At 68.4% G+C, this 12,799-nt stretch carries 11 protein-coding genes; 8 read left to right on the top strand and 3 right to left on the bottom strand.

The window, feature by feature from the left end; all coding sequences use genetic code 11:
- Nucleotides 1-58 precede the first annotated feature (58 nt).
- The 7 genes from AB4Y72_RS05795 to AB4Y72_RS05765 all read left to right on the top strand — a co-directional run bounded on the left by AB4Y72_RS05795 (nt 59) and on the right by AB4Y72_RS05765 (nt 7,629).
- A complete protein-coding gene (locus AB4Y72_RS05795) occupies nt 59-1,246 on the top strand; it encodes an ABC transporter substrate-binding protein (RefSeq protein ID WP_441425189.1) in 1,188 nt (395 codons plus the stop codon).
- A gap of 44 nt (nt 1,247-1,290) precedes the next feature.
- Nucleotides 1,291-2,016, top strand: a complete 726-nt coding sequence (locus tag AB4Y72_RS05790; RefSeq protein WP_441425188.1) for an ABC transporter ATP-binding protein — start codon at nt 1,291-1,293, stop codon at nt 2,014-2,016.
- Nucleotides 2,006-2,944 carry an ABC transporter permease gene (locus AB4Y72_RS05785; protein WP_441425187.1) on the top strand — a complete coding sequence of 313 codons (939 nt, stop codon included), beginning with the start codon at nt 2,006-2,008 and terminating at the stop codon, nt 2,942-2,944. Before AB4Y72_RS05790 ends, AB4Y72_RS05785 begins: the two co-directional genes overlap by 11 nt.
- Nucleotides 2,945-3,101: 157 nt before the next feature.
- Entirely contained in the window at nt 3,102-3,398 is a 297-nt protein-coding gene (locus AB4Y72_RS05780; protein ID WP_441425186.1) for a putative quinol monooxygenase, read from the top strand.
- A gap of 210 nt (nt 3,399-3,608) precedes the next feature.
- Nucleotides 3,609-4,919 carry a uroporphyrinogen-III C-methyltransferase gene (gene cobA, locus AB4Y72_RS05775; RefSeq protein ID WP_441425185.1) on the top strand — a complete coding sequence of 437 codons (1,311 nt, stop codon included), beginning with the start codon at nt 3,609-3,611 and terminating at the stop codon, nt 4,917-4,919.
- Nucleotides 4,920-5,001: 82 nt separating this feature from the next.
- Entirely contained in the window at nt 5,002-6,468 is a 1,467-nt protein-coding gene (locus tag AB4Y72_RS05770; protein WP_441425184.1) for an FAD-dependent oxidoreductase, read from the top strand.
- Between the two features lie 171 nt (nt 6,469-6,639).
- On the top strand, nt 6,640-7,629 hold the full coding sequence (locus AB4Y72_RS05765; protein ID WP_441425183.1) for a DNA topoisomerase IB: 990 nt from the start codon (nt 6,640-6,642) through the stop codon (nt 7,627-7,629).
- A gap of 24 nt (nt 7,630-7,653) precedes the next feature.
- Here AB4Y72_RS05765 and AB4Y72_RS05760 read toward each other — a convergent pair whose 3' ends face one another.
- Together AB4Y72_RS05760 and AB4Y72_RS05755 are read right to left on the bottom strand one after the other, a co-directional pair.
- The gene (locus AB4Y72_RS05760; RefSeq protein ID WP_441425182.1) at nt 7,654-8,235 is read right to left on the bottom strand and encodes a hypothetical protein; all 582 of its coding nucleotides are present in this window, start codon (nt 8,233-8,235) and stop codon (nt 7,654-7,656) included.
- Nucleotides 8,236-8,349: 114 nt separating this feature from the next.
- Nucleotides 8,350-9,168, bottom strand: coding sequence for a DUF1206 domain-containing protein (locus AB4Y72_RS05755; protein WP_441425181.1), 819 nt, complete (start codon nt 9,166-9,168; stop codon nt 8,350-8,352).
- Nucleotides 9,169-9,405: 237 nt separating this feature from the next.
- Here AB4Y72_RS05755 and AB4Y72_RS05750 point away from each other — a divergent pair, with 237 nt between their 5' ends.
- Entirely contained in the window at nt 9,406-9,942 is a 537-nt protein-coding gene (locus AB4Y72_RS05750) for a hypothetical protein (RefSeq protein ID WP_441425180.1), read from the top strand.
- A 68-nt stretch (nt 9,943-10,010) separates the two neighbouring features.
- On the opposite strand, the gene AB4Y72_RS05745 is transcribed toward AB4Y72_RS05750, so the two are convergent.
- Nucleotides 10,011-12,779 (bottom strand): cation-translocating P-type ATPase, encoded by a 2,769-nt coding sequence (locus tag AB4Y72_RS05745; RefSeq protein ID WP_441425179.1) that lies wholly within the window; start codon nt 12,777-12,779, stop codon nt 10,011-10,013.
- Between the last annotated feature and the right edge of the window lie 20 nt (nt 12,780-12,799).

Raw genomic sequence — 12,799 nt, 5'->3', positions numbered from 1 at the left:
CCGGCACTGACCACCCAGCCCGGCCCCTCCGCACTCACCCCAGAACAGGACTTCACCCATGTCACGCACCCCCGAAAGCCCCGCGCCCGGCGAGCAGTCCGGCACGCAGCCCGGCACCACCCGGATCGTCGCCGGCGAGACCGGCAAGCCCAAGCGCCGGCGCACCCTTGAGATCGCCCTGGCCGCGGGGCTCGTGCTCCTGATTGGCGCCGGCGCCGCCATGGCCTCCACCTTGTCCCGCAGCCAGGAAACCGCCCCGGCGGCGGCCGCGGACAGCGGCCCGGCCGCCGAACTCAGGCTCGGCTATTTCGGCAACATCACCCACGCCCCGGCCCTGGTCGGTGTCAGCAAGGGGTTCTTCGCCAAGGACCTCGGCGCAACCAAGCTCACCACCCAGACGTTCAACGCCGGCCCGGCCGCGATTGAGGCCCTTAACGCGGGCGCCATCGACGCCACCTACATCGGCCCCAACCCGGCCATCAACTCCTACGTCAAGAGCAACGGCCAGTCCATCAGCATCATCGCCGGCGCCGCGTCGGGCGGGGCCCAACTGGTGGTCAGGCCCGGTATCAACTCCGCGGCCGACCTGAAGGGCAAAACGCTCGCGTCGCCGCAGCTCGGGGGCACCCAGGACGTGGCCCTGCGCGCATGGCTGGGCAAACAGGGGTTCAAGACCTCCACGGACGGCAGCGGCGACGTCGCAATCAACCCCACCGAGAACGCCCAGACCCTGAAGCTGTTTCAGGACGGCAAGCTCGACGGCGCGTGGCTGCCGGAACCGTGGGCCTCCCGCCTGGTCCTGCAGGCCGGCGCGAAGGTCCTCGTCGATGAGAAGGACCTGTGGGAGAAGGGCGAGTTCGTCACCACCGTCCTGATCGTCAACAAGAAGTTCGCGGCCGAGCACCCCGCCACTGTGCAGGCGCTCCTGAAGGGCCACGTTGAATCCGTCGACTGGCTCAACGCGGCGCCCGCCGCCGAGAAGGCCGCCGTCCTCAACAGCGGACTCAAGGCGGCCGCCGGCAAGGCGCTGCCGGCCGACGTGATCGACCGTTCTCTGAAGAACATCGTCTTCACCGTCGACCCGCTCGCCGGGACGTACAAGAAGCTGCTTCAGGACGGCGTCGACGCCGGCACCACCAAGCAGGCCGACATCAACGGCATCTTCGACCTCACGGCGCTCAACAGCGTCCTTGGCGAGAGTGCGGCCGGCAAGAAGATTTCCGCCGAAGGGCTTGGCAAGGACTAGCTCCTTGGCCTCCAGCCATCCGCCACAACAGTAAGGACCAGACCATGCCAGTCGTACTGGAAAACCTGGGCAAGCGTTTCGGCGCCGGCGCCCCGGTACTGGACGACGTCAACGCCACCATCGGGCAGGGCGAGTTCGTCGCCCTGCTCGGTGCGTCCGGCTGCGGCAAGTCCACCCTGCTCAACATCATGGCGGGACTGGAAGCGCCGACGTCGGGCGCCCTGGAGGTGCCCAGCGACGGCGCCGCCTTCATGTTCCAGGACGCGGCACTTTTTCCCTGGCTGACGGCGCGGGAGAACATCGAGCTGGCCCTGAAGCTGCGCGGCGTCGGGAAGGCCGACCGCCGGGTCCGGGCGGGGGAGTTGCTGGACCTGGTGCACCTGGGCGGCGCAGGGGACAAGCGGCCGCACGAACTCTCGGGCGGGATGCGCCAGCGGGTGGCCCTGGCCCGTTCCCTGGCCCAGGACCGGCAGCTGCTGCTGATGGACGAGCCGTTCGCGGCGCTGGACGCGATCACCCGCGACCTCCTCCACGACGAGCTGGAGCGGATCTGGAAGGAGACCGGCCGCACGATCGTCTTTGTCACCCACAATGTCTGCGAGGCCGTGCGGCTTGGCCAGCGTGTGCTGCTGCTCTCTTCCCGGCCGGGCCGCGTGGTGCAGGAATGGCACGTCAGCGAAGAGCACCGCACCGACGCCGCCCTGGCCGGGCAGCTCACCGGCGTCATCACCGCCCGGCTACGCGAGGAGATCCGCCGCCATGCCAAGTAACCAACTCCCCGTGGCGGAAGCCCCGCCCGAAAACCGCAAGGTCCACGCCGCACTGACCCGTTCCTCCAGCGGCACGGAAGACCTGCGCGAGCTTGAGGCGGGCCTCGATTCGCTGCAGTCCGACTCCCTCCGGAAGTCCCGCATCGACTGGAGCAGGATCCTGCTGCCGGTCGCGGCGCTCGCGGTGCTGGTCATCCTCTGGCAGTTGTACGTGTCCCTCGGCTTCAAGCGGCGCGACCTCGTGCCCGGCCCGCTGGATGTCATCGGCCAAGTCGGAACCCTCTGGGGCGAGGACAAGCTGCAGGAAGCCGTCTGGACGTCGCTGCAGCGCGGCGTCGTGGGCTTCCTGATCAGCGTGGTCGTCGCGACTCCGGTGGGGCTCCTGCTGGCGCAGGTGGCGCCGCTGCGGCGCGCGTTCGGGCCGCTCATCTCCGGGCTGCAGGTGCTGCCGTCCGTGGCCTGGGTGCCTGCGGCCATCCTCTGGTTCGGCCTCACCGACGCCACGGTGTATTTCGTGGTGTTCATGGGTGCCATCCCCTCGATCATCAACGGCCTGATCTCCGGCGTGGACCAGATTCCGCCGCAGTACCGCAGCGTCGGGAAGGTCCTGGGGGCGTCCCGGCTCCAGCTGGCCCTGCAGATCATCCTGCCGGCGGCCCTGCCGGGGTACCTCGGCGGTCTCAAGCAGGGGTGGGCGTTCTCCTGGCGCTCGCTGATGGCAGCGGAAATCATCGCCGTCGGCGGCACGATCGGCTTCGGCTTGGGCTCCATGCTGAACCAGGGCCGGGACCTGTCCGACATGACCATCGCGTTGTCCGCGATCCTGCTGATCCTGGCCGTCGGCATCCTGATCGAACTGCTCGTCTTCGCCCCGATCGAAAAGCGGCTGCTCCGCCGCCGGGGCCTGCTCGCCGGCAGCACCCGCTAAGCGCCCCGGCCCTGGCTGAACAAGAAAGCCCGACGGCGATGCCCGCCGTCGGGCTTTTTGCTGTCCGCCGGCGGACTCTTGTTCCGCCGAAACCGCGCGCCTAGACTCACGACAGGGCCGGCGTCCGGCCCATCCCGCAACTGTTCAGGAGGTAGCCGTGGCACCGAAATTTGGCTTGCTGGCACTGGTCGAGGCCAAGCCCGGGAAGGAACAGGAAGTTTGGGACTTCCTCAACGGGGGCCGCGAGATCGTGCTCTCCGAGCCCGGCACGAGGACCTGGTACGCGTTCCGGGTCAACGAGAACACCTTCGGCATTTTCGACACTTTTGACACCGAGGAGGATCGGCAGGCCCACCTCAACGGGGCCATTCCTGCCGCCCTCGGCCAGCACGGCCCGTCCCTGCTCGCCAAGGATCCGGACATCCGGCCGATTGAGCTCATCGCCGTGAAGTAGGCCGGGGCCTCTGCTCCTGCGGGCGGGGGCACATTGAAACGGACACGCCGTCATTCTGGCCCGCGATGCCTGCTCCGGCCGGCAAAGTGCCCCCGGGCCGCTGCCCGCCTGAACCATAGGCGCGCCAACTATGTGACGCGGCATGACCCTGCGTGAACTGGTGTTTCCGCACCGTTGTTCCGCCCTGTGACGCCGCCCTATCGTCGATGCATGGCAATTCAGGACATTTACCCCACGGCGCTGCGCCTCCTCGGCCGTTCCGTGCTGGTGGTTGGCGGCGGCCCAGTGGCCGCGCGGCGCGCCAAGGGACTGCTCGACGCCGGAGCCCGCGTTTCCGTCGTGGCCCCCGCCGCCTGCCCGGCGCTGACCGACCTCGCCGACGCCGGCCTCCTCACCTGGGAGCCGCGCCCGTACCGTGCATCCGACGTCGACGCCGTCTGGTTCGTCCAGACCGCCACGGGCGATGCCGCCGTCGACGCCCAGGTGGCCGCCGACGCCGAGGCGCAGCGCATCTGGTGCGTTAACGCCTCCGACCACGAATCCTCCGCCGCCTGGACGCCCGCCGTCGCCGTCGTCGAGGACGTCAAGATCGCCGTCAACGCCGGGGGAGACCCGCGCCGCGCCATGGCCCTGCGGGACGCCGTCGCCACGGCCCTGGAAACCGGCGACCTGCCGCTGCGCCGGCACCGTGCTTCGGGCGCAGGCGCAACTGCCGGCTCGGTGGCCCTCGTGGGCGGCGGACCCGGCGACGCCGGACTCATCACTGTCCGCGGCCGCCGGCTGCTGGGCCAGGCCGACGTCGTGGTGGCGGACCGCCTCGGCCCGCGCGAACTCCTGGCCGAACTGGCTCCCGACGTCCGCGTGATCGAGGTCGGCAAGACCCCCGGCCACCATCCGGTCCCGCAGTCCGAGATCAACCGGATCCTGGTGGACGAGGCCCGCCAGGGCCGCCGCGTGGTCCGGCTCAAGGGCGGTGACCCGTACGTCCTGGGCCGCGGCGGCGAGGAGGCCGAATTCTGCCGGCAGAACGGCGTCGACGTTGAAGTGGTCCCCGGCGTCACCTCCGCGATTTCCGTCCCGGCCGCGGCCGGCATTCCCGTTACCCACCGTGGGCTGGCCAAGGGCTTCAGCGTGGTCACGGGCCACGAGGAGCTCTCCGAGGTCCCGGCCCGCGCCGACCACACCGTGATCCTGCTCATGGGAGTGGGTCAGCTCCGCGAATCCGCGGCCTCCCTGGCGCACGCCGGTTTGCCAGCAGACACGCCGGTTGGCATCGTAGAGAATGGATACCTGCCGGACCAGCGGGTGACCATCGGGACGCTCGGGACCATCGCGGACCAGGCCGAGGCCGCAGGTGTTGCGAATCCGGCCGTGATCGTGATCGGCGACGTCGTCCGCGTCAGCCCGTTCGCGCCGTCGCACTTCAAGGCCGCGGACTACAGCACCACCACCCCGAACGCACCCCGTACATCCCGCACCACCGAGACCCGCGTACTGACCCCCCTAGCCCCACCCAACTAGCTCGCAGCAGGGGCCGTTTTGAGCCCTCAAAACGGCCGTAAGTGCGAGTTAGTTGGGCCGTGACAGAAAAAGGAACACAGCCGTGTCAACTAGCACCACCGTAGGAACCGCCGCCCGTCCGCTGCGCGTCGCCGTCGTCGGCTCCGGCCCCGCCGGCGTCTACGCCGCGGACATCCTGACCAAGAGCGAGGCCGTCAAGAGCGGCGAACTTACCGTCAGCATCGACCTCTTCGACCGCTACCCGGCACCCTACGGCCTGATCCGCTACGGTGTGGCGCCCGACCACCCCCGCATCAAGGGCATCGTCAACGCCCTGCACAAGGTCCTGGACCGCGGCGACATCCGTTTCTTCGGCAACGTGGACTACGGCACGGACCTGTCCATCGATGACCTCCGCACGCATTACGACGCCGTCATCTTCGCCACCGGCGCCATCAAGGACGCGGACCTGAACATCCCGGGCATCGAGCTTGAGGGCTCCTTCGGCGGGGCCGACTTTGTCTCCTGGTACGACGGCCACCCGGATGTGTCCCGCGACTGGCCGCTGGAGGCCAAGGAAATCGCCGTGATCGGCAACGGCAACGTGGCCCTGGACGTGGCCCGCATGCTCTCCAAGCACGCCGACGACCTCCTGGTCTCCGAAATCCCGGACAACGTCTACGCCGGGCTGAAGTCCTCGCCCGTCACCGACGTCCACGTGTTCGGCCGCCGCGGCCCGGCCCAGGTGAAGTTCACCCCGCTGGAGCTGCGCGAACTCTCCCACTCCAAGGACGTCGACATCATCCTCTACGCCGAGGACTTCGAGTTCGACGCCGAATCCGACCGGCAGATCCAGAGCAACAACCAGACCAAGACCATGGTGGGCACGCTCACCAACTGGATCGCCGAACAGCCCGAGGACCTCTCCGAGCTCAAGGCCTCCCGCCGGCTGCACCTGCACTTCCTGCACAGCCCGGTCGAGGTGTACGACGGCGCCGAGGCACCCGGCCGCGTCGCCGGAATCAAGTTCGAACGCACCGAACTGGACGGCACCGGCAACGCCCGCGGCACCGGCGAGTTCGTCGACTACCCGGTCCAGGCCGTGTACCGCGCCATCGGCTACTTCGGCTCCGCGCTGCCGGAGGTCGAGTTCGACCACAGCAAGGGCGTCGTGCCGAACGACGGCGGCCGTGTCCTGGACGCCGCCGGCACCCACGTTCCCGGGATCTACGCGACCGGCTGGATCAAGCGCGGGCCGGTGGGCCTGATCGGCCACACCAAGGGCGATGCCCTGGAAACCGTGACCTACCTGCTCGAGGACCGGGCAACCCTGCCCCCGGCCGCGGCACCCGCCCCGGAGGCGATCGTCGAACTCCTGGAACGCCGCGGCATCCAGTACACCAGCTGGGAAGGCTGGCTGGCACTCGACGCCCACGAACGCGGCCTCGGCGAGACCGCGACGGCGGCCGGCGGCTCGCACGGGGTGGCCGTCGCCCGTGAGCGCATCAAGGTGGTCCCGCGCGAGGAGATGGTGGAGATTTCCCGCGGCGGAGTGGCGGCGGAGGTCTAATCACCAGCCTCAGACAGCAACGCGGGGTCACCTCGCGCCCATCCCGGACAGGATTATGGGCGCGAAGTGACCCGCGTTGTTTGGTGGGGGTGGAAAACGGGCGGTAGTCAGTAGGCTTATGGTCATGGATGAGCACGTTTCGCCCTGGGCCGGGCAATACAGGGCGGCCCAATGAGGCTCCGACAAAGCAACGCGTCCGGCCGCGGATACCGCCGGGTCGCGGCCGGGACCGGCTTTAGCTACCGGGACCTGGACGGGTCCACGCTGCCGCCCGGTCCGGTGCGGGACCGGCTGGAGCACATCGGTATTCCGCCGGCCTGGACGGACGTCTGGATTGCCCCGTACGACAACGGGCACATCCAGGCGACCGGTCTGGACGCCGTCGGCCGCCGGCAGTACATCTACCACCCGGGCTGGCGCGAGAAGAAGGACCGGCTCAAGTTCGATCGTGCCCTCCAGCTCGCCGAGACACTCCCCGCCGCTCGCCGCCGCGTGACCATGGACCTGCGCTCCGAGGGGCTCACCCGGGAACGGGTGCTGGCGGCCGCGTTCCGGATGCTGGACAGCGGCTCGCTCCGGGTGGGGTCCGAGCGCTACACCAATGAGAACGGCAGCCACGGCCTGGCCACGCTGCTGTGCGCCCACGTCCGCGTGCACAAGGACGAGCTCCGGCTCAGTTTTCCCGCCAAGAGCGGCAAGGCCTGGGAATCCCGGATCGACGACGCCGATCTCGCCGCCGTCGTGCGCCAGCTCAAGCGGCGCGGCGGCAACGCCCGGCTGCTGGCCTACAAGGAAGGCAGGCGCTGGCACCCCGTGTCCAGTCCGGACATCAACGAGTACGTCAAGGAGCGCACGGGGGAGGACTTCACCGCCAAGGACTTCCGGACCCTGCGCGGAACGGTGGCGGCGGCCGTCAGCCTGGCCAAGAGCGGGCCGCAGGCAAAGGTTGCCGCCCGCAAGCGGGCGGTGAGCCGGGCTATGGTCGACGCGTCCGCGGTGCTGGGAAACACGCCGTCGATCACCCGCAAGAGCTACGTGGACCCCCGTCTGCTGGACCATTTCGCGGCCGGGGAGACCATCGACCCCAAACGGCTGGATTCCGCCGAATCCGAGCTCCGGGCCCTGCTGTACCAGGAGGGCAGCGTGGTCGAACTGCGCTGAGCGGGCACGGTCCCGGCGTCGTGGTTAGGATTCCGCGTTGATGAAGCCGATGATGATCGCCGTCCACCAGCAGGCCTGCGAGATGATCATGCACAGCACCAGGTGGGTCCGCTGCCCGGCGGTCAGGTCCTCGAAGGAGGCCTCGGATGGCAGCCGGGCCAGGCGCCGCATGAGCGGGATGAGCATGATCCCGTTCAAACTGAGCACCAGGACGGCCGCGAGCTTGACGTCTGTCATCGGGTTGGACAGGTGCGGGTTCAAGAACACACCCGTGGCCAGCATTCCGGCCAGGCCGCCCCAGATCAGGGGTGTGGCCGCCCCGTCAAGCCGGAGGATTTCGCTCAGGTCGCGTCTGCCGACGAGCCACAGGAGCCCGTGCCAGTCCACCAGGATGATGGCGCCAAAGGCCACCACCAGGAACAGCACGTGCAGCACGACGGCGAGGTTGTGGACAAGGGTGTCGGCGTGGACTGCGGCGGACAAGGTGACGGACAGCAGCCAGGCCACGGCGGCCGCGGCGGACAGGGCGACGACGAGGCGCCGGGTGGACCGTTCGGATTCACGGTGCCGTCGGATGGTGCGTCTGCTGACCGGGATATAGCTCATGGCATACCTCGTTGAGACCTGCCGCCGGTGGCCGTCCCAGCCCGGCCCGTAGGGTAGCTCCACGATAGTCCCGCCGGTGGCCGCCATCAAGGAAACCGCACCCGCGACGTCGGGCTACATCCGTCCGAAGCGGGCGCGCAGCAGGGCGAAGCCGCCATAGGCAATGAAACCCGCCCCGATCGCCAGGAGCAGGTAGGGGCCGAAGGGCTGGTCCCGGAGCGCCTTGAGGCTGCCGTCCAAGCCGGTGGAGGATTCGGGATCGTTGGTTGCCGCGGCAACCACGAACAACAATCCGGTCAGGATCAGCGCCAGCCCTTTCGCGACGTGCCCGGCGACTCCGAGCGCGCTGACCAGCCTGCCCCGGCGGGTCCCCTCGAAACGGTGCAGTTCCTCCTTGAACTTCTTCCCGAGGCCCTTGACGATGAAGTACACGCCGATCCCCATGACGGTCAGTCCGAGACCGATCAGGGCAGGCATGCCGAAAGGGCCGTGGACGACAGTGGCGCTGAAGTCCCGGGTCGACTCGCCCGAGTCGCCGGGCTGGCCGAGGGCGAAGCCGGCGAAGCTCAGCCCGACGCTGCCGTACGCAATCGCGAGGAAGCCGGAGGAAATGAGTTTTCCCGGCCGCTCACCACGCGGCAGGTGGCGGGCCCGCAGGGTGGCTTCGCTCAGTTGCCAGAGCGAGAGCCCCGCGCAGGCGATGCAGCACGCCCACATCACGGCAGTACCCCAAGGGTTGGCGTCGAGTTGCTCAATGGCACCGGAGGGTTCGGCCTGGCCGGGGGCGCCCAAGACCAGGGCGACGGCGATGGCCCCGATGACCACGTGCAACAGGGCCATAACGGCGAAGCCCGAACGTGCGACGACGTCGAGCACGGTGCTGTCCGACGCAGCCTCCGCTGCGTCCGCGGCGTCGCCTATGGCAGCTTCCATTTCGGAGTTTTCATTGATCATGACGGTGCTGCTGAACCTCATCTGCTCCGTTGAATCGGCGTCCTGCCCCGAATGCCGATTCTACCCCGGCCGACGCGGCGGCCGTGGGGACTATCAAGCTGGTGGTAAGTATGCTTACCATAGCCAGGGCAGGTCCGCGCTCGCGGACCTGGCCCACGTGGCAGCCTCGCTGCCGCCGCGATTTCGGATTCGAAGACAGACGATAGGAAGCTCACCATGGCAGGAAATCTCGTTGCCCGATCCATTCATGACCTGACGGCGGCCGCCTGGTTCGGCGGCTCGCTGATGGGTGCCATTGGGCTCAACGGTGCCGCGGCGGAAGCCAAGGACCCGGCGGAACGAACCCGGCTGTCGAGCCTGGGCTGGAAGAAGTGGGCGCCGTACCAGGCGGCGGCGTTCGGTGCGCATTTCCTTTCCGGACTCGCCATCATCAAGGAGAACCAGGGCCGGATGGCCAAGCAGGACGGCGTCACGCGCCTCAGCGTCTACAAGTCCGTCGTCACCGTCGCCGGCGCGGCCGTGACCCTCTACGCCGGCCTGCAGGGAGCCAAGGTGGAAAAGCTGGCAGCCGAGGGAGCGAAGGGCGCCACCGAGCCGAAGCCGGGCGCTTCGGAGGAGCTCCGGACTGCGCAGCAGCAGCTGAAGGCCCTGCAGTGGGCTATCCCCGTGTTTGCCGGCTGGGTGATTGTTCTCGGCGCCAAGCACGGCGAAATGCAGCGCCCCAAGAACGTCCTCAAGGGCCTCGTCCGCTAGACCGGAACCCCGAAGCAGCAGACGGCCGGGGCCGGAACATGGCGTTCCGGCCCCGGCCGCAGGCTGCCTCACGCAGGAACGGGAGCCGCCAGGGCCTTGGATCCTTCCTTCGGACGCCTGGCCCGCAGGACGAACTTGAACAGCTCGCCGAGGAGCAGCAGCAGCACGGCCGGCACCAGGCAGGCCACCCACTGGGAGCCGGTGAGCGGGACGGTTCCGAACAGGTCCTGCAGCACGCGGATCTGGGTGATCAGCATCGAGCCGACGACGGCCCAGGCGAACGCCCAGAGCAGCTTCGGGTTCGACACCGTTGAGGGCCCGAAGGCGCTCTCCTCCGGGAACCGCAGGTTGAGGGCCACGGCGATGTTCATCAGCCCCAGACCAACAATGGCCATGCTTTGGCCAATCTCGAGTGAGCCGTAGTTTGTCTTGCCGACCTGCACGAGCACCAGGGTTGCGGCGGCCATGAACAGTCCGACGACGAACAGCCGCACCATCATGGACCGGACGATGATCGGCTGGTTGAACGGCCGCGGCTTGCGGTCCATGATCCCCGGCGTCGCCAGGTCCAGGCCCATCACCGCGCCGATGGGGGCGACGATCGCCATGTGGATCCACAAAACCTGCGCCGGGCTGAGCAGCGCCGTGCCGGCGATCGCGAACGCGGACGAGCCGATGAAGGCCAGGATGAACATGAACAGGTTGGCGACCTGGATTCGGATGAACTTCTGCAGGTTGTCATAGACCAGCCTGCCCTGTTCGACGGCGGTCACGATGGTGGCGAAGTTGTCATCGGCCAGGATCATCTTGGCCGCTCCCTTGGCAACATCCGTGCCCGTAATGCCCATCGCGATCCCGATGTCTGCCGCGGCAATTGCCGGAGCGTCGTTGACGCCGTCGCCGGTCATCGCCACGACGTGGCCCTTGCGCTTGAGCACCTGGACGAGCCTGACCTTGTGCTCGGGCGCCACGCGGGCGATCACGCCGATCCCGTCCACCTGGCTGTCGGCCTCGGTGTCGGACATCGCGGCGAACTCGGCGCCGGTCACCGCACGTCCCCTGATGCCAAGTTCGTCGGCGATTGCCGCCGCGGTGACGGCGTGGTCGCCGGTGATCATCCGAACCCGGATGCCGGCGTGTTTGGCCTTGGCGATGGCGGCCACCGCCTCGGCGCGCGGCGGGTCCACCTCGCCGATCAGCGCCGAAATCTCCAGGTCCTGCATCAGCGCCATGACGTCGCCCGAGGGCTGGAACGTCGCGGGGTCGAACTCGCGCTGCGCCAGGGCGAGCACCCGCCTGCCCTGGCTGGCGATGCGGTCGTTGGCGGCCAGCACTTGGGCGCGCATTTCGTCGGTAAGGGGTTCGGCGCGGCCGCCCGGCATCCGCCCGGACGAGGACCGGTCCAGGACGACGTCGGGCGCCCCTTTCACGTAGGCCCGGATCACGGGGCGGCCATCGGCCCCCGGCATCCGGTGGAAGGTGGCCATGAACTTGTAGTCGGAGTCAAAGGGTACGGACGCCACCCGCGGGTTGTTCCTGCGGAATTCCGTGACGTCCACGCCGCCCTTTTGCGCCAGCACGTACAAGGCCGCCTCCGTGGGGTCCCCGACGACTTCGCCGTCCTGGATGTCCGAGTCGTTGCACAGCGCGCACGGGAACATCACGTAGTCGAGGTCGCGTTCGGCGTCGCCGGTAGTCCGTTGGACCTGGCCTTCGAAGCTGTACCCCTCCCCGCTCACGGTGTAGTGGTGCTGCACGGTCACGATCTCCCGCACCGTCATCTGGTTCAGGGTCAGGGTGCCGGTCTTGTCGGAGTTGATGGCCGACGTGGAGCCCAGCGTTTCAACTGCGGGCAGGACCTTCATGATGGCGTTCTTCTTGGCCATGTTGACCGAGCCGACGGACAGGATTGTGGTGACGACGGCCGGCAGCGCGTCCGGGATGGAGCCCACCGCCAGCGCCACGCCGATCCCGAAGAGCACCGCGAAGGATTCGCCCTGGGCCAGGCCCATCACCACGATCGCGATGAAGGCGAAGAGGGCCGCGATGATGATGAAGATGGTGAGCCGGTCAACCTGCTTCGTGAGGGGGGTCTTTTCCACTTTTTGTTGGGACAGCATGTTGGCGATGTGGCCCACCTCGGACCCCATGCCTGTGGTGGTAACGAGGATCTCGCCGTGCCCCCGGGTGACATTCGTGTTCATGAACGCCATGTTCACGCGGTCGCCGATGCCGACGTCGTGCCGGCTGATGGCGGCGGTGTCCTTCTCGACGGCGACGCTCTCGCCGGTCAGGGCGCCCTCCTCGATCTGGAGCGTCGCGGCCAGGATCACCCGGCCGTCGGCGGGGACACGGTCACCGGCGTCGACCACCACGATGTCCCCGGGCACGATGTCCTCTGCGGCGAGCTCGGTCATGACGCCGTCACGGCGCACCTTGGCCATCGCCTTCATCATCTGCCCCAAGGAAGCGGCGGCTTCCTCGGCCTTGCCCTCCTGGTGGTATCCCAGCCAGGCGTTAAACAGCGTCAGCACGGCAAGCCCGATCGCGGTCCCGTATTCGGCGATCAACAGGCTGACGAAGGCGGCGACCACGAGCACGATCTGCATGTAGTCCCAGTAGTGCTTGAAGAACCGTTTCCAGACCGGCTCCTGCTTAGCTGCGGCCAGGGCGTTCGGGCCGTACTCCTGCAGCCGCTGCTGCGCCTCGCCCGCGCTCAAGCCTATGGTCGGATCCACCCTCAGTTCGGCCGCCGCCTCCGCCGGGGCAAGGGCATACCACGTTGCGTCCGTGTCGGTCGCGGCCAAGCTGGCCGCTGCTACGGGATCGTCGCTCATGACTTTCTCCTCATCGACGG

The sequence above is a fragment of the Arthrobacter sp. YAF34 genome (genome assembly GCF_052113245.1).
In the GTDB taxonomy this organism is placed as follows: Bacteria; Actinomycetota; Actinomycetes; order Actinomycetales; family Micrococcaceae; genus Arthrobacter.
This window is presented reverse-complemented; position numbering and strand designations above follow the sequence as displayed.

What these genes read in the sequence shown, in the direction of transcription:
- AB4Y72_RS05790 (WP_441425188.1), top strand. Translation starts at nt 1,291, where the DNA reads ATGCCAGTCGTACTGGAAAACCTGGGCAAGCGTTTCGGCGCCGGCGCC.
- AB4Y72_RS05750 (WP_441425180.1), top strand. Translation starts at nt 9,406, where the DNA reads ATGGCAGGAAATCTCGTTGCCCGATCCATTCATGACCTGACGGCGGCC.
- AB4Y72_RS05795 (WP_441425189.1), top strand. Translation starts at nt 59, where the DNA reads ATGTCACGCACCCCCGAAAGCCCCGCGCCCGGCGAGCAGTCCGGCACG.
- AB4Y72_RS05745 (WP_441425179.1), bottom strand. Translation starts at nt 12,779, where the DNA reads ATGAGCGACGATCCCGTAGCAGCGGCCAGCTTGGCCGCGACCGACACG.
- cobA (WP_441425185.1), top strand. Translation starts at nt 3,609, where the DNA reads ATGGCAATTCAGGACATTTACCCCACGGCGCTGCGCCTCCTCGGCCGT.
- AB4Y72_RS05755 (WP_441425181.1), bottom strand. Translation starts at nt 9,168, where the DNA reads ATGGAAGCTGCCATAGGCGACGCCGCGGACGCAGCGGAGGCTGCGTCG.
- AB4Y72_RS05785 (WP_441425187.1), top strand. Translation starts at nt 2,006, where the DNA reads ATGCCAAGTAACCAACTCCCCGTGGCGGAAGCCCCGCCCGAAAACCGC.
- AB4Y72_RS05760 (WP_441425182.1), bottom strand. Translation starts at nt 8,235, where the DNA reads ATGAGCTATATCCCGGTCAGCAGACGCACCATCCGACGGCACCGTGAA.
- AB4Y72_RS05765 (WP_441425183.1), top strand. Translation starts at nt 6,640, where the DNA reads ATGAGGCTCCGACAAAGCAACGCGTCCGGCCGCGGATACCGCCGGGTC.